The sequence below is a fragment of the Bacillus paramycoides genome (genome assembly GCF_038971285.1).
Taxonomy (GTDB): domain Bacteria; phylum Bacillota; class Bacilli; order Bacillales; family Bacillaceae_G; genus Bacillus_A.
Map to the genome: position 1 here is coordinate 4,747,161 of NZ_CP152427.1, position 23,423 is coordinate 4,770,583.

Genomic DNA, 23,423 nt, shown 5'->3' on the forward strand with positions numbered 1-23,423 from the left:
ATGTTTTACAATAAAAAAGAAGAACCTTCACAAGATTCTTCTTTTCAAAATAAACGAGTTCTCACTAGAACCCCCAACCATTTTCTTCAATGTAAAATTGATACTCTTCTAGCTCATCTTCACTTAACTTCTTATTATTCTCATATACTTCTTGCCATTCAAAATAGTCTTCATTAAAATAAACAGCAAATTTAATTTTTACAGTTTTCTTCTCTGTATAATCATGACCAGTAAATTCTACTACGTCATAATCTTTTTCTTTCTTCACAAACTTCCAAGTTGGGTTATCTGTCATAATCTCTAAAGTAACACCTTCACCACTTGAACGAACAACATTTTTAATATTCGGCTCAGTTGGTAAAAGTGAGAGTCCGAACATAGCTCCACCAAACACTATTCCAATTATAACCTGGAAACCAACCATACCAGCAAAACTAGCGCCACCCTTTGATTGTAAGTAATACGCCTTCTCATGATCAGGCATATCTTCTCCCTTATGTAATACACGAACAGCATGCTTATAATATAAACGGTTTCCTTGCCATCCAGTAAATATCATCGTTCCTAACTGAAGAGCTAAACTACATATTAAATAAATCCCATCTGGAATATCTATAAAAGTTGTTACAACGATACTAGGTACCGCCAATAACGTAAGTATAATAAACAACTTATACATTTTACGATAAGCTAACCAAAAAGTTGGGAAGAAAAAGGCTACCCAATTCCACGTATTCCTTTGCGCTGGATTTTCTACTTTCCCCCACTTAAAGTCATAATACGCCGTATTCTTTTGAACGACTGTATGTAACTGTTGCGGAGAAATTGTTTCTTGTAAAACAGTGTCCTTCACGTACATCATCCTTTTCTCATATCTACATACGTGTATTTTATAGAAATAAAAAGAAGGAATCTAACAAAAAGTACATATATTTCATAAAAATGAACAGAAATTGAATATATTCCAACAATTATCTGTTTATTATTCCATTTTTCTATTAAATATATTAGAATACTTATGAATGATACGTTTAATACACTAAGTTAATCACTTTATATATTTGATAATAAAAATGTTTCACATGAAACTATCCATATTTCGTATTATCTTTCCTCTACAAAATACGAAAGACGCCCTTTTCAAAAAGGCGTCTTTTTATAGTTGAAATTTCAATAATAAATAAAATGCATTGTTTAATACATGAATTCCAATTGGAACGAGTAAATTATTTGTCCTCTTATATGCGTAGCCTAAACATACACCTATACCAAAAATATATAAAACACTACCTACTGTAAGGGGATGACCTAAAGTAAATATAGAAGCACTTATAACGGCACTGCTAAGTATAGAGAAGCGCTGAGATAATTTCATAAAAAACATACCTCGGAATACAAGCTCTTCCCAAATTGGTGCAAAAACAGTGAGTACAACTACGTATAAAAGGATTTCACTTTTAGTAGGATCTATTACTAGATTAGATTCATCCACACGAAGCCCATGTGGTAAAACTAAATTTAATACCGCAAGATATATAAGCAGCACGATCATCGTCATTACTATCGTTACATAATGTTTAAAATTGTTAAATTGCATTGATTTTAATAAATACACACAGTAATTTCTTGCTGGTGAGTATATTAAAATAATAGCGAGAAATGTTACAGGCGGAATAAGATGATCTACATACCATGGATATAAGGAAGAGTCATATATAAGGTTCAAAAAAACGATTCCATACATTACCCCAAAAATAATTATTATCATGCTAATTACTTCGCGCATACTCATTACTACATTCTTTTCTTCATAAGTAGCTAATTCTGTATTCATCCTATCCCCTCCAGTATAATTAAACCTTTCAAACCATTATATACCAATTTTGATTAAAAAAAAGACGATACAATCTACTGTATCGTCTTTTCCCCTACCATTTCTCTCTACACGTTTCAATTAAATACAGTAAGTACTTCCTCGTCATATCTGCCCTTCTCCACCTTGAGAGCATTCGCTTTTCTTTTGGATTTTGCCGTATTCTCGCTACTTCTTTTAATAAAATCTCCCATTCTTCCCCTGAACGTTCTGACAAGTATTGCAATCCTCTATCTTTTGAAATGATTGTTTTATGATCCAATGTATATAAAATACGTCCCATCGTAACGACAGCTGATTCTACCCACTCTTCTATAAAAAATAAATACGGCTGCTTCGCCTTTCCACTCCAGTACTGTTCTACGTTGTATTTCATCGTATTGACTACATCATCCCACCTTATTTGAAACGAAAGATCTTCCGCTTCTTTCCCAATTACTGTAATACCTTGATTTTTCAATGTCCACCATGTTACTGCATTAATATCCCAATGTCCTATATTCGCTTTACCATCTGCACAATACACGTACTCATTCATTTCATCATTGTATTTCCCTAAATCAGCAAGCGGAATATACATACCGTCCATTCTTTTGCCTAACGTACTACCACTAAGTTTCTTATGAAGTTCTACAAGTTGCTGTTTTTCAGCTTCATTCACAGAATCATTTATTACCGTAACAAAATCAACATCGCTCGTTTCTACATGAAATGCACCGAGTGCGATGGACCCGTAAATATATACCCCGACTATTTTTTCATCTAAAAAAATTTCTTTTAATTCTATTGTGTACCGCTCCATTAACTGTTGTACTTCCGTTGGTAACGCATGCTTCACTCCATTTTTCACATCTATCCCTCCAATAAAAAAAGCCTTTGCAAATTCGCAAAGGCTTCCTGCTTTATAAATATTTCTCGATTTCTTCGTAAACATCCTTCAAACGAGGATTTCCTTCTCCAACAATTTCTCCATTTACAAGAACGACTGGATAAAATAAATCTTCTTCCACTACGCGCTCTGCGAATGCTTTTTTATCTTCATCTTCTTGTTCTTCTTGAAAATCAATATACTCAAAATTAAATTTATTTTCTTGTCCTTCATATTTACGACCAATCGCCGCTTGTAACCACTCAAACGTTTCTGTTGAAGATGGCATTCCAACGCAGCTCGCACAAATTACTTTCGTCCCATACACTTGCACATTAACCATTTCTTCTCCCCCACTTCTTGTTTCAACAGTATATTCAGATGTCTTAGTACATAAGCACATCATTTTACAAACTTATTCCATACCCCTATACTGAAAAAACACGTTGTAAACATGATAAAAAATTTCGACATTAAAACAAGAACAGAAAAAATAGATTTTCCCCTCTATCTTGATTATAATAAAACTGATGAAAGGAGTCGATAAAAATGGAAAACCCACATATGCAAGAACAAGTACTAGAAGTATTAGATAAATTACGTCCATTCTTACTTCGCGATGGCGGAGACGTTGAATTAGTAGACATTGAAGAAGGTATCGTAAAATTACGCCTTATGGGTGCATGCGGAAGCTGCCCAAGTTCTACAATCACACTAAAAGCTGGTATCGAACGCGCATTACTTGAAGAAGTACCAGGCGTTATTGAAGTAGAACAAGTATTTTAATTAAAAGCGGAAGCGGCTCGTTCAAAGTCACTTGCTAAAAGGAGACCAAATTTGGTCTCCTTTTTTTATTCAAATAACAACCATCCGTTAACATCATAAAACAAAATTGGAAATCCTTCTCAAAAAATGCGATAATTGATACTATATAGTGAATCGTTCACACATATAAAGTAAAAAACATAGGGGGACGACACATGCCAAGAATGGGGAACACTTTTTTAACAATTCAAGAACTAGAAAAGAAAAAAGAGTATTTATTAGACCTTTCATCCGTTATACCAACGTGGAATGCGAGCTACCAATTTTTATTTAAAGAAATCCAGCAAGAATTATTGAGTAAAGTAAATAAAAAAATCGAACAACATCAATTCATTTTAAATATATGTGCAGATCAACAAGTAGGGGCATAATGTATTACATACAATTGTAGTATGAAAAAAGAGACCTCACCCGGTCTCTTTTTTCATTTTAAGACAGCCAATCTAATTTCCTAATGCCTAACTTATCAACTGGTAAACGAAGTGATCCATAAAAGTGCTTCATAAATTGCTCTGAGCGGTTCACATCGTGTAAAATGGCTTCTAAGCGATCTCTATATATGCTTTTTTGTTCTTCGTTTCCCGTTTGGTAATATCGTTCGACTGTTTCAAAATAGTGAAGTGGGAACAGGAGCCTTGCAAATAATAAGCGCCAACCAAATGAGGATAGCGAATAATTTCGTTCGTAATCTGTAACAAATTGAACGATTGTTTGCTCCCAATCTTTCTTTTTTTCTATCATCATATAGCGGATTAATTCTGCCATATCTCGAGTTGGGTGATCATACACCCAATCAAAAGGAAGTTTGAGACGCTTCGTTTGATGCCATAATAAGGGTGTGAATCGTTCTTGGCAAATGGTTGCTGCATCAGTCAGTTGCGGTGTATCATCCATCTCTGTATCGACAACATATTGAATTGCATTTTCTGCAACTCCTAAGTAATACGGGAAGGATTCAATAAACAATTGATCGAATACGTCTGTAGGGTGGTTCATCACTTGTGATTGCCAAAACTTTTCTAATTGGTCGAGCCTTTTTTCCCATAACGCTTTCCATTCACCAATGCGGCTTAATTGTTCGATCTCTTCCGGAAAAAAAGCACCTCGTTTATGGAATATAGAAAGCTCACTTCCTAATGATGTAGCATGTCGTTCTAACGCACGCATACCTTTTAATAAGCAGTAATTTTGTTCTTCTATCTCACTTACATAGTAGCCGTGTATAGTCGGAACGAAAGTCGCTACAGTTATATCCCCTTGCTGGTTCATATAGTCACTGAGCTTTTTCATCTCTACAAGTACTTCTTCCTCCATTTCTCCAATTGGAACAAGTACATAAATTTTGTTGCGAATCCAAAAGCTTTTATAGGGGCCAAGGGGGATTAATTCTTTAACATGCATATGATAATGCTCATAAATATGATGAATCATCGCATTCGCCACCTATGGTTTTTCTTTATATATATGAGCTTGTGCTCGCCTTTCATTCCTATGCACGTGATAAAGCAACGAAACGTATACAAATACTAAAAAGAAAAAAAGGTGATAAACATGAAAGAATCAAATCAACTACAAGAAAGAGCATTACAACTATTACAAGAGCGCGGTGTAACAATTGACGATATTGCTGAGCTTGTTCATTTTCTTCAAAAAAAATATCATCCAAATTTAGAGATGTCAGAATGCCGTTATAACGTTGAACGTGTATTATCAAAACGTGAAGTACAAAATGCATTGATTACAGGTATCGAACTCGATGTTCTTGCTGAAAAAGGAATGTTAAGTGAGCCATTACAAGATATCGTAAAACGTGATGAAGGCTTATACGGAATTGATGAAGTAATCGCACTTTCTATCGTTAATGTGTACGGCTCTATCGGTTTCACAAACTTTGGATATATCGATAAATTAAAACCTGGTATTTTAGAATACTTAAATGATAAATCATCTGGAAAAGTGCATACATTCCTTGATGATATCGTTGGCGGAATTGCTGCCGCTGCTTCAAGCCGCTTAGCGCATAGAGCTGAGCATTCGGAATAATAAAATACGAAAGACCGTCAGTTTCATACTGACGGTCTTTCGTATTCCATAAGCATAAATTCTCTTCCACGGCTCAAAAAAATAGGACCTTGCTGAAAACCTATGTTTTTATAAAGCGTAATCGCTCTTGTATTAAATGTCGCTACACTAAGTCGAAACGTTTTCGGCTTAAATTCTTTAACAGCAAAGGCTATCCCAGCTTGAAAAAATATTTTTCCCAGCCCTTTCCCTGTTAACGCCGGCTTCATGCCAAGTCCGATATCAATTACATCTTCTCCACCATATAAATGAGCATCTCTTCCCCCTGGCACTTGTGCATTTTCCCCAAAACAAAAATAGCCGATAAACTCTCCCTTATCGTCACACCAACCATAATACGTCCCATCTAATAATTCTTCTATTACTTCTTCCTCGCCTGAAAAACTATATAAATTATAAGGTTCTTCGTACGTCCACGTATTTATCTCATTTGCTTCTTCTACCGTTAACTTATGTATATCCATCCTTATCTCTCCTAATCGAATATTCTATATATACTCATTCATTTTTCGTGCCTCATTTCCCTCTAATTGCAATATGCAGAATTACATACGCACAGCCATTAAACAAGTGGTACAATTTATTTGAATCGCTGTTGCTACACTTCTTGATTAGAGAAAAGGCGTTAACACGGAAATTAGCGTCTTATCAACCTCAAGCAATTGGCACATTTTGTCATCTTAAAAGACACTCGAACGAGTGTCTTTTTTTCTATATCTCACAAGGACTTACTCATTTCAAAGCATAAATACATAAAATAATTTAAACCATTACACGCATGAATCACTTTCGAAAAGTTATAAAGTAGATTCAAAATAAAAAAGCACTCTTAACTAGAGTGCTTTTTACTTTCAAATAAGGAGGCTACATATATGGATAGTACCCTCGTATTTAACTTCGGCATTGGTATTGTTATCATTTTATTTGTTTTCTTTGTTCTTTGTATGAGCGGGGTATAGCAATCTTTTATGCTGATAACTCCTTTAAAGTATCACTTAATTTAAACTTTCTTAATTGTAATGACGCAATCAATGCTGCCCCTGCTCCAAGCACCACGCTAGCTAGAGCCAGTATGACAACTTGATTATACGGAATAATAATAACCGTTAACTCTAAGCTTGATAACACGATATAACTAAACAGAATCCCACCAAAAATTCCGATACAACCAGCGATCGCTCCAAGTAAAGTTCCCTCTAATAAAACGATCCTTCTCATTTGCTTCGGAATAGCTCCTACCGCACGAATCATACTAATTTCAGCACGTCTTTCATGCAAACTTGCGACAATTGCATTCATTAATCCTATGCCAGAAATAATGAAAACAATTACAACTAACAAGCGAATTAACATCATCATTTGCGATAATAACTGCTCTTGTTCTTTCAATAAATCATAACTGTTTATAACTTCTACATTCTCTTTATTCTTTGTAATTTCTTTTACTTGCTTCTTAATCCCTTCAAATGATTGATTAGAATTAGTCATAATTTGAATTGCTTCATATCCTTGTACGTGAAACTTATCGCGAGCCCATTGTTCATTCACAAAAATATCCAAACTCCTTAACCTTAATCCTTGCTCAATAATCGAAACGACTTTAATTGTTTGTTTTTCTTTCCCTTTTCCTTGTACGTCAACCGTATCATGCAACTGAAGCCCTAAATTTTTAGCCACTTCTTTCGTAATGACTCCCTCACCATCTTGTAATGGCTTATTTAAAGCTTGTCCTGCAATCACTTTCGCCTTTGTTACTTTCTGGTACGCTACAATATCGTTACCTACAACTTCCATTGAATCATAGTTCAAATTGTTTTTTTTCATAAATTCATACCACTCTTGATTCGCTTTTTTAAAGTCATAATTCACAAGCTTTGCTGTAAAGTCAGTAGCATTCCCAACACTCGATTCCACACCATCAATTTTTCTAACCTTCTCCATCCAACTAAACGGTAATGTTTCTATTCCTTGCGACTCTACTGGAATTCTTACTACTAAGTCCGCTGGTAAATGCTTTTGTAACCCTTTTTTCATACCTTCATACATAGAATTTACATACATCGTTCCAACAAGTGCTAACATAAAACCAAATGCTAGTATAGCAACCGACACAGCTGCCTTATTCCGATAACGAATTACATTCCGGCTACTAATCGTCGTTTCAATTCGTAATATCATTTGAAACGGTTTTGCAATCACTGGTGCTATTACGCGAATAAATAACGGAATCGCCAATAACAAACCAACTGCAAATAACAGCGCTCCTATCGCACTTGGATTGAAACCGATATACTGCTCTAATATGCTACCCGTGAGTCCAATAACGGTACCAATGATTAAAATGCTAAGGCTAAAAGCACTCCATCTTTTTTCTTTTTTCTCATTACTAGGAAGACCTGGCCGAAGTGCTTGAACTGGTGGAATCTTTCTAACCATGAAAGCCGGTATAATAGCTCCTATGACAGACATAACAATCCCTAGTAAAAACGTAATGAGTAGAACCTCACTTGAAATCGAGAATGATGCTTTCCCTGCCCCCTCAATATTCACCCATTTGTTAATAAAAGATGCGGCGATTGTTTGCGTACCTGCCCCAAGAATAACTCCTGCTAGCGATCCAATTGCTCCGATGCATAAAGCCTCTAATAAAACGACTAATATAATTTGATTTGGGTTACTACCGAGCGCACGTAATAATGCCCACTGCTTAAATCGACTTCTAACAGATAAGAAGAAACTTCCCATTATTAAAAGAGCTACAACAAATAAGGCAATACCACCTAAACTAAAAATTAACGGTTTCATTACATTTAGTCTTTCAAATGTCTTATCAACATAAGTACGTTGATCTACCTTTATATTTTCTATCTTCTTATTTACATCAAGAGCAATTGCTCTTTTCACATTTACATCGGCTGTTTTCACTTGAACAAGATTGAATTGATTTGATAGATTTAATTCTTTTTGAAGCCAATAGATTGGAAAATAAGCACTGTGCCCCATTGCTGCCATTAACGGCGGATTTAAAATGCCGACGACTTTCACATTCTTTTCTCCATGCTGCGGGAATGGCAACTTAATCGTATCTCCTACTCTTATATTTTCACGATCTGTATACCCTTTTGTCAGTGCTACTTCCGCCCCTTCTTTCGGATATCGACCTTCTACTATTTTATAAGAATTCATTTCTGGAGAATCTTGCTCAACACCCCAATAGGACGGTTTTCCCGATAACTCTTTATAATTTGGAAAAGGATATGGTATAAGTACTTTTGAAATTTTTTCAGCATTTTCTAAGCTATCTATTCCTTTTAAACTTTCATTATTTAAATACATATCGTTTTTTATATAGCCAAATTGTAAATTATAATCTCCATACCGACTTACTACTTGTTCCTTTACGCTTTTCTCTACTGATTGATTGCCTAGCAATAACATCGTCGCTAACATAACACCTAAAGCTGCACCGAGAGCAATCAACATATTTCGCAGCCAATTTTGTTTCATCGATTTTACTGCATACTTAATTACCCATCGCATCACCTTTACCCCCTACTTTAAAGTGGCGATTCATAATCTCTTGAATGTGAGTAACTTGTTGCGGGATATTTCGAAACTTCCACCCTTTACTTTCAGCATGTTCATAAATCACTTCACCATCTAATAAGAAAACAACTTTATCCGCATGAGCGGCTACGAACGGGTCGTGCGTTACAATGACAGCTGTTTGCCCTAACTCATCACACGCATTGCGAAGTGCCGCAATTATGTTTTTGCTATTTTCCGAATCTAATGCCCCTGTTGGTTCATCAGCTAATATAATAGCCGGCTCATTTGCAAAAGCTCTTGCGATCGCAACCCTTTGCTGTTGCCCGCCTGATAACTGTGCTGGTAAATGCTTTTCTTTTCCCTTCAATCCAACAAGTTCTAATAAACGAGTTGCTGTCACCGTTGCCTTCTTTTGCGAGACATTATCTAACAGTAACGGTAACCCTACATTCTCTTCTGCACTAAACACTGGAATCAAATTAAACTGCTGAAAAATAAAACCGATTTTATGCCTTCTAAATAAAGCTAGCTCTTTTTCTTTTAATGTTGATATCTCTGTACCGTCAACTCGAACACTACCTACTGATGGAATATCTAATCCACCTAACAACTGAAGTAAGGTCGTTTTACCCGATCCACTAGCCCCCATAATACAGACGAAATCTCCTTTTTGAATTTGAAGATTAATGCCTTTTAATATTTTCACTTTACTATCCCCAATATCAAACGATTTTTCTAACCTTTCAATTTCAATAATATTCATCCCCATATCCCCTTCTCTCTCTATTTACCAATCTATATATTCTATTCAGAATGCAAAATCCCTACTTTTTTGTATTTTTCTGTCACATACTAACATGTATCCCATATTATCTAATTACATTTCCGCTTTATTTCTCACGTCAAAAAAGTTGACTCTCACAACAGAAGTAACCATAATAGTTACATAAATAAAAAACTATCCACAAATAGGAGGAAGAACCATGAAACATGTAATCGTTTATGCACACCCAAATACAGAAAGCTTCAACCATGCGATTTTAGAAACGGTAAAAAGTGAATTAGAAGAAAAAGGTCATGAAGTACGCGTTCGTGATCTATACGAGTTAAACTTCAATCCAGTATTAGGTGCTTCCGATTTCATCTCATTTTCTCAAGGAAACACACCAGAAGATATTAAAGAAGAGCAAGAGCATATCTCTTGGGCTGATAGCATTACATTCATTTATCCAGTTTGGTGGGCGGGACTTCCTGCTATTTTAAAAGGATACGTTGACCGTGTATTTAGCCACGGCTTCGCTTATGCTTACGGTGAAAATGGGATTGAGAAGTTATTAAGTGGTAAAAAAGGCTTATTATTATCTACAATGGGAAATACGAAAGAAGCATACACAGCAGGCGGTATGTTTGAAGCAATGAAGAAAACAGCAGATGTTGGTATCTTTGAATTTACAGGCATTGAAACAATTGAGCATACATTCTATACGAGTGTTCCTTCTGTGGATAATAGTGTGCGTAAGCAATATCTTGAAGAAGTAAAAGATGTTGTGAATCGTGCATTCTAATAAAAAACTCCGGTTGTTAAAACCGGAGTTTTTTATTTCATCATTAATTTCGGAATATATCTTTGAAGAATGCTTTCTAATTCATTCATATCTTCCTGTCTAATAAGTAAATTTACATTGTCATTCATTTTTTCTCGCCCGCGATATAAAAATATATTTTCTTTTGGATTTTCCCATGTTGATGTTTTATAGCCTTTTAATTCTTCGTATGAATAAAAGTTTAATCCGTCTACTACGCCTTTTTCATATATTTGTACACTTTTAATAAGATGGATAGCTATTAAAGTCATAAAACAACTTGCTACAGCATGAATACCTAGCTGAATGAGAAACTGTTCAACTGTATCAATATCGCCACTTACGTACTGAGCATATATATACATACATTGTCCAATGAAATATGCTGGTCCAAGTAATGCAATCCAACGTCTTTTCACCCGAGGATACATTGCAATGAGTTTTCCTGCGCCTTTTTTCATTTCATTTATTTTATATATCTTCCATAGAACAAAAAACAAAACACATAATGTAAAAACAAACATAATACATGACATCCAGTACACGCTGATTCCCCCTTTTATCATTACATATAAATTTTACATTTTATATAACAACAGCGAATATGCAATTATGCATAAAAAAACAGGTAACCTATTCCGGTTACCTGCATTTCATTACATCTTCTCAATCCACTCCGTCAAGTTATGCACAACTTGCGTTGGTTGTACTTCATATTCTGTTAACTTCTCCACAGTTGTGACTCCTGTGTGGACAAGAAGGGTATGCATACCAGCATTTATTCCTGCTAAAATGTCTGTATCGTAGTTATCCCCAACCATTAATGCTTTATTTTTTTCTATGCCAAGCACTTTTAAAGCTTGTTCCATAATGATTGATTCTGGTTTTCCGATAAAGATTGGATCCACACCTGTTGATACTGCTACAACTGATGTTAATGAACCGTTACCTGGTAATAAACCGCGCTCAGTCGGAATAGCAATGTCACCATTTGTAGAAATAAACGTTGCGCCGTTACGCACAGCAAGACAAGCTTTTGCTAATTTTTCATATGTGATGTCACGATCTAAACCAACAACAACGAAATCAGGATTTTCATCCACAAGTTCAAATCCTTTTTCCACAAGTGCATCATGCAAGCCTTCTTCACCAATCATATATACAGTTGCGTCTTGTTTACGTTCATAAATAAAGTTCGCTGTCGCCATACTCGTTGTGAATACTTGATCTGCTTCGGCTGGAATATCGAAACGAACAAGTTTTTCTGCCACTTGTTCTGGTTTACGCGTTGAGTTATTCGTAACGAATAAATAAGGAATGCCGAGCTCTCCTAATGCTTTTACAAAGTCGCTCGCTTCTTCAATTTGTTCTTCTCCGCGATACATCGTACCGTCTAAGTCAATTAAGTAACCTTTATACATCGATTATGTCTCTCCTTCTATGCTAACGTTCTTACCTTATCATACCACTCTTATATTACCCGCTTTTTCCAAAGAAAAAAACGCTTTACCTAAAAGCGCCCCATAACGTTCATTTTTTCTCTTTTACTTGGTAAGAACAACTACAATCGCCCTCACACATGTTTGCTAACGTCTTTACATCTGCTCCTGCAAATAAACGCTTATACATCTCTTTTTCATCTTCGCATACTTGCGGGAATCTCTCTGCAATTTCTTTTAACGGACAGTTTTGTTTTTCAATTACGAAAGAGTTCTCTCCATCTCTCTTTATTTGGACCATATAACCATTTTTCTCTTGCATAGCCGCTATCTCTTGCACTTTAAATGCTAAATTCTTTTGATTACTCACTCGTTTTTGCAACTGTTCTTCCATTCGCTTCGTTCTCTCTTTTAAAACGTAGCGAAGTATTTTTTCATCACCCATTCGAGCTAAATCTTCTAGCATATCAATCGCAAATTGCTTATACTCTTTCGGGAATGTATCTTCTCCCTTTTCACTTAATCCATACAAATAAGTTGGTCTTCCGACATGTTGCCTTACCATCTTGGAATAGATGAAACCATCTTTCTCAAGATTACTTAAATGTCTTCGGATTGCCATTTCTGTAATCTCTAAAACGTCTGCTAGTTCCGCTACTGTGTGCTCTCCCTTTACTTTCAACAATTGTACAATTTCATCTTTCGTCGTACGTGCTTCCCCCATGTTTCAACCTTCTCCCTTTTCTTTCTCACATACAATATAAGATCCCCAAAAAGGTACCTTGGGGATCTTATAAGCATAATTATTCTGGTACAAATGCAGATACAGGTCCTAATTCCTTCTCTAAATAACTGCGAATATTTGCTGGGTATTTCTCTACCACTGCAATATGTTTTTGAATCGTCTTATATAATTCATCATGATTCATTTGAATATAATCTTGCGTAAGCATTTTTCGAAGAAGAATTACTTCTTTCATGCTTTGTCCTTCTTCTGTACTTATTACTCGCTCGTCCATCAAAATATCGATAATATCTTCATAGCTTCCTGGATCGCGCATAATAAATCCATCAATCATTGCATTCCCTACATCTAATACACAATCAATCATTAGATGAGCTATGCGTTCTAATGCATAAAATTCAAACTCGGTTTCATATATCTTTTTCTCTTGAAATGTATTTGTTGCTCGTTCTAAACATACTAGCATTTGTTCTATTTTCTTTCTGTCTACAAAATACATGAATGTCACCTACCTGGAAATTAAAGCATTTACATTTTAATTGTAACGCTTTCTTCTGAAAAAATCGACAATTTTTCGAATTCACCTTTTCTCCGTTATTTGTTATAGTTATATTTGTATGATTTTTGAAATTGGAGGAATGAAATCTTGGAACGTGAACTCGCACTAGAAATTGTCCGTGTAACAGAAGCAGCAGCATTAGCATCCGCACAGTGGATGGGCCGCGGAAAGAAGAACGAAGCAGATGATGCAGCAACTACAGCAATGCGTGATATGTTTGATTCAGTAAACATGGCAGGTACAGTTGTAATTGGTGAAGGAGAACTTGATGAAGCACCGATGCTGTATATTGGTGAAGAACTAGGAACAGGTAACGGTCCAGAAGTAGACATCGCCGTTGACCCATTAGAAGGTACGAACATCGTTGCAAAAGGTCTTGCAAATGCAATGGCAGTTATCGCAATCGCAGATAAAGGAAACCTTCTTCATGCTCCTGATATGTACATGGAAAAAATCGCGGTTGGTCCAAAAGCAGCTGGTAAAATTAGCTTAGATGATCCAATTGAAAAAACAATTGAAATTGTAGCAGAAGCTAACAATAAAAAGATTCGCGATCTAACGGTTATCGTTCAAGAACGTGAACGTCATCAAGATATTATTGATCGTGTTCGTGCAAAAGGTGCACGCGTAAAATTATTTGGTGATGGTGATGTTGGTGCGTCAATCGCAACAGCACTACCTGGGACAGGTATCGACTTATTCGTAGGTATTGGCGGAGCTCCAGAAGGTGTTATTTCTGCAGCAGCATTAAAATGCCTTGAAGGTGAAATGCAAGCTCGCTTAGTTCCAATTAACGAAGAAGAAGAAGCTCGTTGTCGTGAAATGGGATTAGAAGATCCTCGTCAACTTCTTATGTTAGATGATTTAGTATCTGGTGATGATGCAATCTTCTCAGCAACTGGTGTATCTGCTGGTGAATTATTAGACGGCGTGAAATTCCTTGGCGGAGATTTAGCTGAAACATATTCTATCGTAATGCGTTACAAAACAAGAACAGTACGATTCATTAAAACGCATCACCATTTAGATCATAAGCCACACTTAAACTTAGATATTTAATAAAGGAGCCATGTGTATGGAAGAACGTTTCTTTCTGTACGACGATACTGTCGCTACAAAAACGCGTTTCGTTAGCTTTATGGGAGAAAATGAGCGTCATGATTTAGCGCTTTTATACTCTGATCGTCATTACGGTAAAACAATTGTCCTTGATATGCAGCGCAATAAATTTGCAATCATCGGCACTGACGATTTAAACGAACCAGGCTACTTAGAGCACGCATTTTCTATGACTGAAGAAATTGCAGAAGAACTACGCTCATTTTTATTTGAACTTATATAATTTATCTTGGGCACCAGCTATTTTAGCTGGTGTTTTTTCGTTTTAGATATTTTTAATTTTCAAACTACTATGTTATAATTAAGAATAAATCTATTTGGATAGAAAGGACGTTATCTACGTATGCCAACAACTACTTTGTAATGGACCAGCAATTGGATAGCATTACTCTCAAAAAAGCTCTGTGCTTTTTCAAGGGAGTAGTCTGCCCATTCCCATTACAAAGGAACGTATTGCATCTGTAGTATGATGTTTACGGAGGTTCCTAAGGGAACCTCCTTTTATTTTTGTCTATTTCTCATGTCTTCATACTACAAGACATCCAAATAGCTGTATTACGTTTCTTTGCCACTACTATAAGAGGTGAAGAAAAATGCAGAAAGTACAACTTTCTTGGAGTTTATATGAAAATGAACAAAACACAATCGAAAAGTATTGTAAAAATTGCAGACGCACTACCTTATTTACTGACACGAATATTCGTAGGCATAACGCCAACGGAAAAAATATATATCGTTTTGCCATTTATAAATGTCCGAAAGATCATACGTGGAACCAAAAGCTTCGTATTTATAAATCATTTACTGATCATGTGGAAACAGTCGATATGACGCAACACGATCAAACAGAAACAACTACTACCATTTCCATTACACAACATAAGGAAAGCGGCGTAGCTGAAATTACAATTGTATTAGATATCGTTTTCGGTTCCCACCGAATCGATAAAGCTTTATCCACATATATTTCTGACTGGAGCCGTACACGCATTGTGGATAAAATTAAAAATGGTGATATTCAATTGAACGGACAACAAATGAAGCCAAATACAATACTTTCTGAAGGCGATCATATCTCGATTTGTTTATAATGCAAAAAATCCTCTTACAATCGTAAGAGGATTTTTTTATTTCTTCACTTTTCGTAATACGAAGTGTGCACAACCGAAGTTACAGTACTCGTATAAATACTCCGTTAACGTACTAATTTTCGTATCATATGTCGCACGCTGGTTACTATCATCAAAGAATCCACGCAATCTAAGTTGCTCATAACCCCAGTCTCCAACGATGTAATCATATTTATTTAAAATTTCTGCATAGCGCTCTTTAAATGCTTCTTCACTAAAACCGTCACGAAAGTTTTTAATTACTTCGTACTGCACATTATTAATGCTCACCGTAGCATGAATCTCTTGCTTTTGCTCCATCATTAACTTCCTCTCTAAGCATTCTTCTTTTTATCGTATCACAAAGCATACCAACCAACAATTTCAAATACAAAAAATTGAAAATTAGTGCATGCTATGGAGAAGGAGGTGATACATCGTGAAAAAACAAATTATACTCTCTCTCCTCACTCTTTCCTTATTAGCAGGCTGCCAGCCAGCTAATAAAGCCGAAATGGAACGTGAAGAAGGAAGCCGTGTTCTTGTTTCCAACAAAAACGACATGTATCATACGGAAAATACAAATACACGATTAACGAGAGTCGGTTATTCATCTAAACAAAAGCATGAAGTGTCTAACAAACAAGTAGGGGCCATTAACCGTGAGAAAGTCGCTGAAATGATCACAAGCATGACAGTCAAACTTCCTGACGTTACAAACGCTGCTACGCTCGTTACCGATGATGAAGTATTTGTTGTATACCGTGCAAACACAACGGATCCAAAACTCGTAGCAGATCAAGTATATAGAGCTGCTTTGTCCATCGTCCCTCGCTATTATAAAGCATATGTCTCAACAGACCAAAAGTTGATTTCTCAAATTCAAGGCCTGCAATCTGGCGCCTTAAATGATACAGAATATACACAGAGCATTGATATGTTAAAGCGTGAAATGAGTAAAAATCCTCATTTGAACAATACAGAGAATCAAACTTTAAATAATATGATAAAAAAATAAAGAAGGTGGAGAAAATCTCCGCCTTCTTTATTTTTGACTATTTCTTTCGATCCGCATAAACCGCCATCGCATCACACATAAACTGCGCTAATCCTTCGCCAAACTTATCGATATTTTTCGTGAAGCGCCCATCAGCAACGTACATTTGACCGAGTCCTTTAAAAGCATCTAATGAATATTCACCGAAGTTTTGCAAGTAATCGTACCATACTCCGATTGCTTCCTGTGCCTCTTTAGAATCTGGTGCGCCATGTCTAAGCGCCGCTAAGTTTCTGTAAATCGCATTGAACTCTTCTTGATTGTCTTTTGACATACCTTTCGCATATTCATTCGCTTTATCTACAGCTGCGTCTCCCCATCTTTCACGCGCTTCTTCTTCGTACGGATTATGGCTGAAATCGAAGCCTTCAAATTTCTCTTTATTCGTCATTTCAATCTCTCCTTTTGTATGCTGAATTGTCTTATCAATCGTCGCAATCACTTTATCTAACCGAGCACGCTTTTCAATAAGCATTTTCTTATGAAGCTGTAGCGCTTCTTCTCGGTCAAATGATGGACTCATGATAATTTCTTTAATTTTCTTCAAAGGGAAGCCTAGTTCTTTAAAAAATAAAATTTGCTGCAATGTCTCTAAATTTTCATTGGAATACAGACGATATCCAGACTCTGTCGTCTCGTCTGGGGTTAACAACCCAATTTCATCGTAATGATGCAGTGTGCGCACACTAATTCCAACTAAATTAGCTACTTCTTTTACCTTCATTGTCATGTGTATCTCCCCCTTAACACATACGATAAAGTATGACGCAACGTTAGAGTCAATAAGTAAATTCATTTTTTTGTTAAAAGTTTCATCTCCACTATATTTCATGCATAATAGATATGTACATATATTAGAAAGCGGTGAAAGTATGGTTTCAAGTACAGTAATTGCCAGTATCACAATTCAACTTGTGCTTTCGATTCTGGTACCTATTATTGCGTTTGTTTATTTTCGTAAAAAATATCATATTAATTGGAAAGTAGTCGGCGTCGGTGTTCTTATTTTTATTGGGTTTACTCAAATTCTCGAAACACCATTCCACCTATTTATGCGCGGTAATCCATCAATCGCTCCAATTTTAGAAAATTCATTTGTCTTCGCACTTTATGGCGGTCTAACCGCTGGTATTTTTGAAGAATTAGGACGTTTCGTTGCCTTCTTCTTCCTATTAAAAAAATATCAAGAATATAAAGATGGTTTTGCTTACGGAATAGGTCACGGCGGGATTGAATCTATTTTAGTCGGCGGATTCTCGGCATTACAGACACTTATATTCGCAAATGCTATTAACAACGGTAGCTTCGCTCAAATGGCAGAAAAACTACCACAATTAAATGTTGTAAAGGATATGTTAATAGAACAACCTGCTTATTTATACTTCCTTGGCAGCTTGGAAAGAATTATGGCTCTTGTGTTGCAAATTGCCTTTACGATGCTTGTCTTATACGCAGTAAAACAGAAGAAATATATCTTCCTTGTTTACGCTATATTATTCCACGCATTTGTAGACTTTTTCGCAGCACTTTACCAAACAAAAACAATCAACATCTTTGTTGCAGAAGGAATTACCCTTCTCTTCACAATTGGTGCTGTCATTCTTATTCGTAAAATGAAAGAAAAATTAATGAGTGTGCCGGAATAAAAATAACCCGCCTGTTGGTGGGTTATTTTTTATATAGATTATCGCAATGATGATAGCTTTTTCCTTCTTGCAGCTCCCTCTTCGTTTCTGCATCTATAACGATGTACTTCTGAAGCTCTTCTACTTCAGTTTGAGAAAAGGAAGCAAAAAAATAAACTTGGCGATCAGGATGAATAAAAGAATCTTGAAGCACCACTCTACTCCTACAACCCACGGCTGTTTTTTGCCTAAAAGAAAATTTTTCATCGGGTACTTCTTTAAATAAGATTTTCTTTCGAACGCTATATGCTGCATTTTTATATTCTTTATACATCTTTTTATCTAACTGTTCGTAAAACATATCCTCACTCTCAAACGATTTATTTCGATTGCTTGGATAATTTAATTTTGCCTTCGATTCCGCATATGTTGTGGACAAGTGCAGAAAGAAATAAAGACTGAATATAATACATATCATTTTTTTCATAAGTGTACCTCAAATGTTCGTTGTCCACATTACTTTTCCACATATTAAAATCAATATGCCGTTTCCAATAAAAAGGAATTATTTCCACATTTGTCGAAGTATATAGCGTCAACTTGAAAGATGGGGATAAATTATGAAGAAATTGATTGTAATACGACATTGTTCAGCAACTGGCCAAGAACGTGGTGCCGAATTAACGATTGCAGGAAAAAATCAAGCAAACATTCTTGCTACATTCCTCTTAGAAAACCAACCACAAATAGATCATATTATTTCAAGCCCATTTGTGCGAGCTATCGATTCTATTCGGCCCTATGCGCTCCAAGCTAACTTGTCTATCGAAGAAGATGAACGATTAGCTGAACGCATATTAAGCGACGTTCCAATGGACGATTGGATGCAAAAACTAGAATCTACTTTTACAAATATAGATATTGCCTTTTCAGGCGGAGAGTCGACAAAACAAGCAATGAACCGTGCTATATCGCTTATCCAAGACGTTTTAAAATTAAACCATACTACAACACTACTCGTTACACATGGAAACTTACTTACGCTCATTTTAAAGCACTTTGATCATACGATCGGCTTTAATGAATGGAGAGCTTTAACGAATCCTGATGTTTATGAAATTATAATCGATGAACAATGTACTATAAAACGATTATGGGAAGCACCATCCAAGTAATATCTCTTTCCAACACATTCAGTTGACGCCACGAGAAGAAACTGTACGAACAATAGAAAGGGGTATCACTCCATATGTACGAAGATGTACTTGCTTTACTACATAAAACAAATGCTTCTTACGAAAAGTTTGAGCACGAACCGGTACTCGATTATGAAACAGATCGTATCGTACGTGAAAGGCTTGGCTTACAAGGTACTCCAAGTAAAAGCTTATTTTTAAAATCAAGGTCTGGAGATTATTACGTATTTTTCACGTTAGAGGGTACAAGACTCAACCGGGGAGAGATGAAAGAAATAACGGGGGAACGCTTATCTCTCTGTTCTCCTGATGAAATGCGAGACAAAACTGGCTGTACGCCAGGATGTGTCGCTCCTTTCGGTTATTCACAACATGTAACAATTATTGTGGATTGTGCTATTTATACGTACGACAAAATTTTAATTACACCTGGTGTACCTGAATTTACAATTGAATTATCCACAGAGGAATTAAAGAAAATCTTATTAACATGCTCAAATACTGTTTTAGAATATAAACAAAAAGAGAGCTTATAATAGCTCTCTTTTTTTCATTATTTTGCTTCTGCTGTTTTTTCTTTTGCAGAACGAACTTGCTCGTCCGCATGGTAAGAAGAACGTACAAGTGGACCAGCTTCACAGTGGCTAAAGCCTTTGCTAAGTGCAATTTCTTTAAGCTCTGCAAATTCTGCTGGTGGGTAATATTTAAGAACTGGTAAATGCTTCTTAGATGGTTGTAGGTATTGTCCAAGAGTTAAAATATCCACATTGTTTGCACGTAAGTCATCCATTGCTTCAATTAAATCTTCTCTCGTTTCACCTAACCCCACCATAATGCTCGATTTAGTTGGAATATCAGGCTGCATTTCTTTCGCTCGACGTAAAAACTCTAATGAACGGTCATATTTTGCTCTAGCGCGAACTCGGTTAGATAATCGACGTACTGTTTCAATGTTATGGTTTAAAATATCTGGTTTTGCATCCATTAACATTTTTAAGTTTTCTTCTACTCCACCCATATCAGATGGTAATACTTCGATTGACGTAAATGGATTTTTACGGCGTACAGCGCGTACTGTTTCAGCAAAAACAGCTGCTCCACCATCTTTTAAATCATCACGTGCAACCGCTGTTATAACAACGTGCTTTAAGCCCATTTGTACTACAGAATCTGCTACGCGTTCTGGTTCTTGTAAATCAAGCTCAGTTGGTAAGCCTGTTTTAACCGCACAAAAACGACAAGCACGTGTACAAACCGCACCTAAAATCATAAATGTTGCTGTTTTTCTTACAGCCCAGCATTCATGAATATTCGGACATTTCGCTTCTTCACAAACTGTATGAAGATTTTTAGAACGCATCATTTTCTTTAAGCCTGTATAGTTTTCATTCGTGTTTAACTTAATTTTCAACCATTCGGGCTTGCGCTTATATTCTGTTTGTTTTGTCATGGTTATCAACTCCGCACAATATGAAATAGTTTACCGTGTTCGCTTCTTTCAATGTAACATATCTATTCTAACGTATGAAAGCGATTTGCTCAAATGAAGATTCTAAGATTTTTTCCAATCGTTCCCTATAATGAAATACTCCGTATATCCCACACTAAAAAGAGTGATGATGTGAAAGGAGTCTATTTCATGCTTCGAAAAATTTCTCTTTTGCTTTCGATTTGCTTTCTTCTCCACCAAAACATCGCTTACGGTGAAGATAATCAGCAAAGCATATACGAAAAGCGCATGGCACTATATAAAGAAACCGAGCAATCTTCAGGCATTCCGTGGTATTACTTAGCTGCAATGGATCAATATGAAAGAAATATACGGAGCGTAAGAAAAGATATTCCGAAAAAACCAGATGCCATCATCTCCCTCTATTTCAAACCAGAAATATGGGCTGGATCTGTTAATGGTAACGACACTCTTCCCCATACAATTGCTCTATTTGGCGGGTTAGGTTTAGATGGTGACAAAGATGGATTTGCAAATGCAAATAACGACCGTGATCTTTTGCATACAGCAGCAACAATTTTAAAGAAACAAGGAACGTCCGAAGACCGTATTCACATTATGCTTTGGGAATATTATAGACGTGCGAAAACAGTTGAATTAATTACCGAATACGCCCAAATTTATAAACATTACGGACGTATTAATTTAGAAGGAAATGCTTTCCCTCTTCCGATTCGTAGTGATCATAGCTACCGCAGTACTTTCGGCGCTGGAAGAAGTTTTGGGGGAAGAAGAGTTCATGAAGGAACTGATATTTTTGCAGGCTATGGCGTACCAGTAAGGTCTACTTGCTATGGCATCATTGAAACAAAAGGCTGGAATCGCCTTGGCGGATGGCGTATCGGTATTCGCGACCTTCATAATAATTATCATTATTACGCTCATTTAGGCGGATTCTCAAAAGAAATACAGCTCGGACAAATTGTCGAGCCTGGAAAAGTAATCGGATTTGTTGGTAGCACTGGTTACGGCCCTCCCGGCACAGCTGGAAAATTCCCTCCCCACCTACATTTCGGCATGTATAAAGACAATGGCTATACAGAATGGGCTTTCGATCCATATATGCATTTAAGTCTTTGGGAGCGAAAAGAACGCGCAAATACAAAACGATAACCGTAGCACATTGCTACGGTTATTTTTTATTTATAGCTAACTATCCGTTTTCTTTTTATCAGGTACAACAACACTCCCACTTCCATAATAAGTAGGCACTTCCCCTTGAACGATACGCGTTGCAATTGGAACATCTTGTTTTACCTTTATTTCTTTCGTATGAAATGGAATAATGACTTGCAACGTTACTTCCATCTCCATAATAATTTGAATCGCTGTCGTATTGATTCCGTGCGGCTCAATTTTTTGTTTAATATCCGTATTCACATGACCAATCGTCGTGAAATCAATTGGAATATCGGGTCCTATATTTCCAAGAAGCGCATTATCCGTTATGCGACCAAAAGGAACTGCCATTGTCGCCCCATTTTTTTCAGAAATACCTAGCCCCTTCAAATCACCTTGCTCTACTTGCTGTAAATATTTTTCTATGTATGTGGTCGTTGACGTTACGATTTCATTTACTTGCTTCGTATTTAAATTAATTGTGGATACTTTCCCGTTTTTATCATTTTGTACTTTCATTAATGAATCGACATCGAACCCTTCATTAATTCTGTCCTTTACCGCCTTCGTCATAACCGCTGTCGCCATCTTATGCGTCTCTACTTCTCCATATTTAATTAATGTCGGCTGAATACTACTATTCACAATCCATAATCCTTGCACGAGTAATATGATAAAAAGAATAAACGACATAAGCAGTATGTGCCGAAAGGAAATAGGTCCCCTTCGAAACCGCGAATTTTTCGAACGAAATATACTCATAAAAAACCCTCCTTCTTATATCATTTCTATGCAAGAAGGAGGGACGATATATGCTTATCTCATTTTTAATAATGCTTCTTTTCCGATTGTGCCAGCCGTAATACCTAAAGCTTCGGCTTCAATCGTTACTGATTCTAGCGGTGCTTCAAGAAGTTGTTCAATCGTTCTTACACCAACCGCGCGACCAGCAATAATTCCTCGATCCCCTAACTTCTCATTTAAAAGACCTACATCTAATGCACCGCACATAATATATCCTTTATCGCTCATTACAGCTAGCAAATTTGTCTTTGGTAGTTTGACGCTAACCGCAATAAACGTATAATTATCGATTATAATTGGCTCCACATTAACCATAGTTCACACTCCTCTCTTTCTTATCTGTATGACAAGAGAAAAATGA

Annotated in this window: 30 protein-coding genes; 12 read left to right on the forward strand and 18 right to left on the reverse strand. The window is 36.3% G+C overall.

Annotated elements, in window-relative coordinates:
• Nucleotides 1–64 precede the first annotated feature (64 nt).
• The 4 genes from AAG068_RS24800 to AAG068_RS24815 all read right to left on the reverse strand — a co-directional run bounded on the left by AAG068_RS24800 (nt 65) and on the right by AAG068_RS24815 (nt 3,084).
• Nucleotides 65–859, reverse strand: a complete 795-nt coding sequence (locus AAG068_RS24800; protein WP_342716175.1) for a DUF2628 domain-containing protein — start codon at nt 857–859, stop codon at nt 65–67.
• Between the two features lie 297 nt (nt 860–1,156).
• Entirely contained in the window at nt 1,157–1,834 is a 678-nt protein-coding gene (locus AAG068_RS24805) for a CPBP family intramembrane glutamic endopeptidase (protein WP_342716176.1), read from the reverse strand.
• 94 nt (nt 1,835–1,928) lie between these two features.
• On the reverse strand, nt 1,929–2,807 hold the full coding sequence (locus tag AAG068_RS24810) for a nucleotidyltransferase domain-containing protein (RefSeq protein WP_342716177.1): 879 nt from the start codon (nt 2,805–2,807) through the stop codon (nt 1,929–1,931).
• Complete coding sequence (locus AAG068_RS24815) at nt 2,776–3,084, reverse strand: YuzD family protein (protein WP_000248590.1); 309 nt, start codon at nt 3,082–3,084, stop codon at nt 2,776–2,778. The genes AAG068_RS24810 and AAG068_RS24815 overlap by 32 nt, the downstream gene beginning before the upstream one ends.
• A gap of 206 nt (nt 3,085–3,290) precedes the next feature.
• On the opposite strand from AAG068_RS24815, the gene AAG068_RS24820 reads away from it, so the two are divergent.
• Both AAG068_RS24820 and AAG068_RS24825 read left to right on the forward strand, forming a co-directional pair.
• Complete coding sequence (locus AAG068_RS24820; protein WP_000431159.1) at nt 3,291–3,527, forward strand: NifU family protein; 237 nt, start codon at nt 3,291–3,293, stop codon at nt 3,525–3,527.
• Nucleotides 3,528–3,721: 194 nt separating this feature from the next.
• The gene (locus AAG068_RS24825) at nt 3,722–3,937 is read left to right on the forward strand and encodes a carbonic anhydrase (protein ID WP_342716179.1); all 216 of its coding nucleotides are present in this window, start codon (nt 3,722–3,724) and stop codon (nt 3,935–3,937) included.
• A 58-nt stretch (nt 3,938–3,995) separates the two neighbouring features.
• On the opposite strand, the gene yutH is transcribed toward AAG068_RS24825, so the two are convergent.
• Nucleotides 3,996–4,997, reverse strand: a complete 1,002-nt coding sequence (yutH, locus tag AAG068_RS24830; RefSeq protein ID WP_048528362.1) for a spore coat putative kinase YutH — start codon at nt 4,995–4,997, stop codon at nt 3,996–3,998.
• A 120-nt stretch (nt 4,998–5,117) separates the two neighbouring features.
• Between yutH and AAG068_RS24835 the strand changes: the two genes are divergently transcribed.
• The gene (locus AAG068_RS24835) at nt 5,118–5,609 is read left to right on the forward strand and encodes a phosphatidylglycerophosphatase A family protein (RefSeq protein WP_087959426.1); all 492 of its coding nucleotides are present in this window, start codon (nt 5,118–5,120) and stop codon (nt 5,607–5,609) included.
• A gap of 23 nt (nt 5,610–5,632) precedes the next feature.
• Here the strand turns inward: AAG068_RS24835 and AAG068_RS24840 are convergent, their stop codons facing one another.
• The 3 genes from AAG068_RS24840 to AAG068_RS24850 form a co-directional block, all read right to left on the reverse strand.
• Nucleotides 5,633–6,112 carry a GNAT family N-acetyltransferase gene (locus tag AAG068_RS24840; RefSeq protein WP_342716180.1) on the reverse strand — a complete coding sequence of 160 codons (480 nt, stop codon included), beginning with the start codon at nt 6,110–6,112 and terminating at the stop codon, nt 5,633–5,635.
• 502 nt (nt 6,113–6,614) lie between these two features.
• Complete coding sequence (locus AAG068_RS24845; protein WP_342716181.1) at nt 6,615–9,188, reverse strand: FtsX-like permease family protein; 2,574 nt, start codon at nt 9,186–9,188, stop codon at nt 6,615–6,617.
• Nucleotides 9,172–9,960 (reverse strand): ABC transporter ATP-binding protein, encoded by a 789-nt coding sequence (locus AAG068_RS24850; protein ID WP_342716182.1) that lies wholly within the window; start codon nt 9,958–9,960, stop codon nt 9,172–9,174. The genes AAG068_RS24845 and AAG068_RS24850 overlap by 17 nt, the downstream gene beginning before the upstream one ends.
• Before the next feature lie 220 nt (nt 9,961–10,180).
• Between AAG068_RS24850 and AAG068_RS24855 the strand changes: the two genes are divergently transcribed.
• Nucleotides 10,181–10,762 carry an NAD(P)H-dependent oxidoreductase gene (locus AAG068_RS24855; protein WP_088064721.1) on the forward strand — a complete coding sequence of 194 codons (582 nt, stop codon included), beginning with the start codon at nt 10,181–10,183 and terminating at the stop codon, nt 10,760–10,762.
• Nucleotides 10,763–10,794: 32 nt separating this feature from the next.
• On the opposite strand, the gene AAG068_RS24860 is transcribed toward AAG068_RS24855, so the two are convergent.
• The 4 genes from AAG068_RS24860 to AAG068_RS24875 form a co-directional block, all read right to left on the reverse strand.
• A complete protein-coding gene (locus AAG068_RS24860) occupies nt 10,795–11,325 on the reverse strand; it encodes an iron ABC transporter substrate-binding protein (RefSeq protein WP_342716183.1) in 531 nt (176 codons plus the stop codon).
• Nucleotides 11,326–11,436: 111 nt separating this feature from the next.
• Nucleotides 11,437–12,201 carry a TIGR01457 family HAD-type hydrolase gene (locus tag AAG068_RS24865; protein WP_342716184.1) on the reverse strand — a complete coding sequence of 255 codons (765 nt, stop codon included), beginning with the start codon at nt 12,199–12,201 and terminating at the stop codon, nt 11,437–11,439.
• A 109-nt stretch (nt 12,202–12,310) separates the two neighbouring features.
• A complete protein-coding gene (locus AAG068_RS24870) occupies nt 12,311–12,943 on the reverse strand; it encodes a helix-turn-helix transcriptional regulator (protein ID WP_342716185.1) in 633 nt (210 codons plus the stop codon).
• 79 nt (nt 12,944–13,022) lie between these two features.
• On the reverse strand, nt 13,023–13,463 hold the full coding sequence (locus AAG068_RS24875; protein ID WP_342716186.1) for a DUF86 domain-containing protein: 441 nt from the start codon (nt 13,461–13,463) through the stop codon (nt 13,023–13,025).
• Between the two features lie 147 nt (nt 13,464–13,610).
• On the opposite strand from AAG068_RS24875, the gene glpX reads away from it, so the two are divergent.
• The 3 genes from glpX to AAG068_RS24890 all read left to right on the forward strand — a co-directional run bounded on the left by glpX (nt 13,611) and on the right by AAG068_RS24890 (nt 15,733).
• The gene (gene glpX, locus AAG068_RS24880; RefSeq protein ID WP_342716187.1) at nt 13,611–14,582 is read left to right on the forward strand and encodes a class II fructose-bisphosphatase; all 972 of its coding nucleotides are present in this window, start codon (nt 13,611–13,613) and stop codon (nt 14,580–14,582) included.
• A gap of 16 nt (nt 14,583–14,598) precedes the next feature.
• Entirely contained in the window at nt 14,599–14,865 is a 267-nt protein-coding gene (locus tag AAG068_RS24885; RefSeq protein WP_000392610.1) for a DUF3055 domain-containing protein, read from the forward strand.
• A 370-nt stretch (nt 14,866–15,235) separates the two neighbouring features.
• Nucleotides 15,236–15,733: a cytoplasmic protein gene (locus AAG068_RS24890; RefSeq protein WP_342716189.1), complete on the forward strand. Its 498-nt coding sequence runs from the start codon at nt 15,236–15,238 to the stop codon at nt 15,731–15,733.
• Nucleotides 15,734–15,769: 36 nt separating this feature from the next.
• Here the strand turns inward: AAG068_RS24890 and AAG068_RS24895 are convergent, their stop codons facing one another.
• A complete protein-coding gene (locus AAG068_RS24895; RefSeq protein WP_000435943.1) occupies nt 15,770–16,072 on the reverse strand; it encodes a YutD family protein in 303 nt (100 codons plus the stop codon).
• Nucleotides 16,073–16,190: 118 nt separating this feature from the next.
• On the opposite strand from AAG068_RS24895, the gene AAG068_RS24900 reads away from it, so the two are divergent.
• Nucleotides 16,191–16,769, forward strand: coding sequence for a YhcN/YlaJ family sporulation lipoprotein (locus AAG068_RS24900; RefSeq protein ID WP_342716190.1), 579 nt, complete (start codon nt 16,191–16,193; stop codon nt 16,767–16,769).
• Between the two features lie 37 nt (nt 16,770–16,806).
• Here the strand turns inward: AAG068_RS24900 and AAG068_RS24905 are convergent, their stop codons facing one another.
• On the reverse strand, nt 16,807–17,538 hold the full coding sequence (locus AAG068_RS24905) for a MerR family transcriptional regulator (RefSeq protein ID WP_342716191.1): 732 nt from the start codon (nt 17,536–17,538) through the stop codon (nt 16,807–16,809).
• 100 nt (nt 17,539–17,638) lie between these two features.
• Here AAG068_RS24905 and AAG068_RS24910 point away from each other — a divergent pair, with 100 nt between their 5' ends.
• Nucleotides 17,639–18,454 carry a YhfC family intramembrane metalloprotease gene (locus AAG068_RS24910; protein WP_342716192.1) on the forward strand — a complete coding sequence of 272 codons (816 nt, stop codon included), beginning with the start codon at nt 17,639–17,641 and terminating at the stop codon, nt 18,452–18,454.
• 22 nt (nt 18,455–18,476) lie between these two features.
• Here the strand turns inward: AAG068_RS24910 and AAG068_RS24915 are convergent, their stop codons facing one another.
• Nucleotides 18,477–18,920 (reverse strand): hypothetical protein, encoded by a 444-nt coding sequence (locus tag AAG068_RS24915; RefSeq protein WP_342716193.1) that lies wholly within the window; start codon nt 18,918–18,920, stop codon nt 18,477–18,479.
• 133 nt (nt 18,921–19,053) lie between these two features.
• On the opposite strand from AAG068_RS24915, the gene AAG068_RS24920 reads away from it, so the two are divergent.
• Nucleotides 19,054–19,608 (forward strand): histidine phosphatase family protein, encoded by a 555-nt coding sequence (locus AAG068_RS24920; RefSeq protein WP_342716194.1) that lies wholly within the window; start codon nt 19,054–19,056, stop codon nt 19,606–19,608.
• 74 nt (nt 19,609–19,682) lie between these two features.
• Entirely contained in the window at nt 19,683–20,165 is a 483-nt protein-coding gene (locus AAG068_RS24925; RefSeq protein ID WP_342716195.1) for a YbaK/EbsC family protein, read from the forward strand.
• Between the two features lie 17 nt (nt 20,166–20,182).
• Here the strand turns inward: AAG068_RS24925 and lipA are convergent, their stop codons facing one another.
• Nucleotides 20,183–21,079, reverse strand: coding sequence for a lipoyl synthase (gene lipA / locus AAG068_RS24930; protein ID WP_000166375.1), 897 nt, complete (start codon nt 21,077–21,079; stop codon nt 20,183–20,185).
• Nucleotides 21,080–21,268: 189 nt separating this feature from the next.
• Between lipA and AAG068_RS24935 the strand changes: the two genes are divergently transcribed.
• Entirely contained in the window at nt 21,269–22,252 is a 984-nt protein-coding gene (locus AAG068_RS24935) for a M23 family metallopeptidase (protein WP_342716197.1), read from the forward strand.
• 36 nt (nt 22,253–22,288) lie between these two features.
• Here the strand turns inward: AAG068_RS24935 and yunB are convergent, their stop codons facing one another.
• Both yunB and AAG068_RS24945 read right to left on the reverse strand, forming a co-directional pair.
• Complete coding sequence (gene yunB, locus AAG068_RS24940) at nt 22,289–23,020, reverse strand: sporulation protein YunB (protein ID WP_342716198.1); 732 nt, start codon at nt 23,018–23,020, stop codon at nt 22,289–22,291.
• Nucleotides 23,021–23,074: 54 nt separating this feature from the next.
• On the reverse strand, nt 23,075–23,377 hold the full coding sequence (locus AAG068_RS24945) for a YunC family protein (protein WP_000248463.1): 303 nt from the start codon (nt 23,375–23,377) through the stop codon (nt 23,075–23,077).
• Nucleotides 23,378–23,423: the final 46 nt, after the last annotated feature.

What these genes read in the sequence shown, in the direction of transcription:
- AAG068_RS24840 (WP_342716180.1), bottom strand. Translation starts at nt 6,112, where the DNA reads ATGGATATACATAAGTTAACGGTAGAAGAAGCAAATGAGATAAATACG.
- AAG068_RS24820 (WP_000431159.1), top strand. Translation starts at nt 3,291, where the DNA reads ATGGAAAACCCACATATGCAAGAACAAGTACTAGAAGTATTAGATAAA.
- lipA (WP_000166375.1), bottom strand. Translation starts at nt 21,079, where the DNA reads ATGACAAAACAAACAGAATATAAGCGCAAGCCCGAATGGTTGAAAATT.
- AAG068_RS24805 (WP_342716176.1), bottom strand. Translation starts at nt 1,834, where the DNA reads ATGAATACAGAATTAGCTACTTATGAAGAAAAGAATGTAGTAATGAGT.
- AAG068_RS24935 (WP_342716197.1), top strand. Translation starts at nt 21,269, where the DNA reads ATGCTTCGAAAAATTTCTCTTTTGCTTTCGATTTGCTTTCTTCTCCAC.
- yutH (WP_048528362.1), bottom strand. Translation starts at nt 4,997, where the DNA reads ATGATTCATCATATTTATGAGCATTATCATATGCATGTTAAAGAATTA.
- AAG068_RS24865 (WP_342716184.1), bottom strand. Translation starts at nt 12,201, where the DNA reads ATGTATAAAGGTTACTTAATTGACTTAGACGGTACGATGTATCGCGGA.
- AAG068_RS24915 (WP_342716193.1), bottom strand. Translation starts at nt 18,920, where the DNA reads ATGAAAAAAATGATATGTATTATATTCAGTCTTTATTTCTTTCTGCAC.
- AAG068_RS24855 (WP_088064721.1), top strand. Translation starts at nt 10,181, where the DNA reads ATGAAACATGTAATCGTTTATGCACACCCAAATACAGAAAGCTTCAAC.
- AAG068_RS24835 (WP_087959426.1), top strand. Translation starts at nt 5,118, where the DNA reads ATGAAAGAATCAAATCAACTACAAGAAAGAGCATTACAACTATTACAA.
- AAG068_RS24810 (WP_342716177.1), bottom strand. Translation starts at nt 2,807, where the DNA reads ATGTTTACGAAGAAATCGAGAAATATTTATAAAGCAGGAAGCCTTTGC.
- AAG068_RS24925 (WP_342716195.1), top strand. Translation starts at nt 19,683, where the DNA reads ATGTACGAAGATGTACTTGCTTTACTACATAAAACAAATGCTTCTTAC.
- AAG068_RS24800 (WP_342716175.1), bottom strand. Translation starts at nt 859, where the DNA reads ATGTACGTGAAGGACACTGTTTTACAAGAAACAATTTCTCCGCAACAG.
- AAG068_RS24890 (WP_342716189.1), top strand. Translation starts at nt 15,236, where the DNA reads ATGCAGAAAGTACAACTTTCTTGGAGTTTATATGAAAATGAACAAAAC.
- AAG068_RS24895 (WP_000435943.1), bottom strand. Translation starts at nt 16,072, where the DNA reads ATGGAGCAAAAGCAAGAGATTCATGCTACGGTGAGCATTAATAATGTG.
- AAG068_RS24815 (WP_000248590.1), bottom strand. Translation starts at nt 3,084, where the DNA reads ATGGTTAATGTGCAAGTGTATGGGACGAAAGTAATTTGTGCGAGCTGC.
- AAG068_RS24905 (WP_342716191.1), bottom strand. Translation starts at nt 17,538, where the DNA reads ATGACAATGAAGGTAAAAGAAGTAGCTAATTTAGTTGGAATTAGTGTG.
- AAG068_RS24875 (WP_342716186.1), bottom strand. Translation starts at nt 13,463, where the DNA reads ATGTATTTTGTAGACAGAAAGAAAATAGAACAAATGCTAGTATGTTTA.
- AAG068_RS24825 (WP_342716179.1), top strand. Translation starts at nt 3,722, where the DNA reads ATGCCAAGAATGGGGAACACTTTTTTAACAATTCAAGAACTAGAAAAG.
- AAG068_RS24885 (WP_000392610.1), top strand. Translation starts at nt 14,599, where the DNA reads ATGGAAGAACGTTTCTTTCTGTACGACGATACTGTCGCTACAAAAACG.
- yunB (WP_342716198.1), bottom strand. Translation starts at nt 23,020, where the DNA reads ATGAGTATATTTCGTTCGAAAAATTCGCGGTTTCGAAGGGGACCTATT.
- AAG068_RS24870 (WP_342716185.1), bottom strand. Translation starts at nt 12,943, where the DNA reads ATGGGGGAAGCACGTACGACGAAAGATGAAATTGTACAATTGTTGAAA.
- AAG068_RS24920 (WP_342716194.1), top strand. Translation starts at nt 19,054, where the DNA reads ATGAAGAAATTGATTGTAATACGACATTGTTCAGCAACTGGCCAAGAA.
- AAG068_RS24850 (WP_342716182.1), bottom strand. Translation starts at nt 9,960, where the DNA reads ATGAATATTATTGAAATTGAAAGGTTAGAAAAATCGTTTGATATTGGG.
- AAG068_RS24910 (WP_342716192.1), top strand. Translation starts at nt 17,639, where the DNA reads ATGCATAATAGATATGTACATATATTAGAAAGCGGTGAAAGTATGGTT.
- AAG068_RS24945 (WP_000248463.1), bottom strand. Translation starts at nt 23,377, where the DNA reads ATGGTTAATGTGGAGCCAATTATAATCGATAATTATACGTTTATTGCG.
- AAG068_RS24845 (WP_342716181.1), bottom strand. Translation starts at nt 9,188, where the DNA reads ATGCGATGGGTAATTAAGTATGCAGTAAAATCGATGAAACAAAATTGG.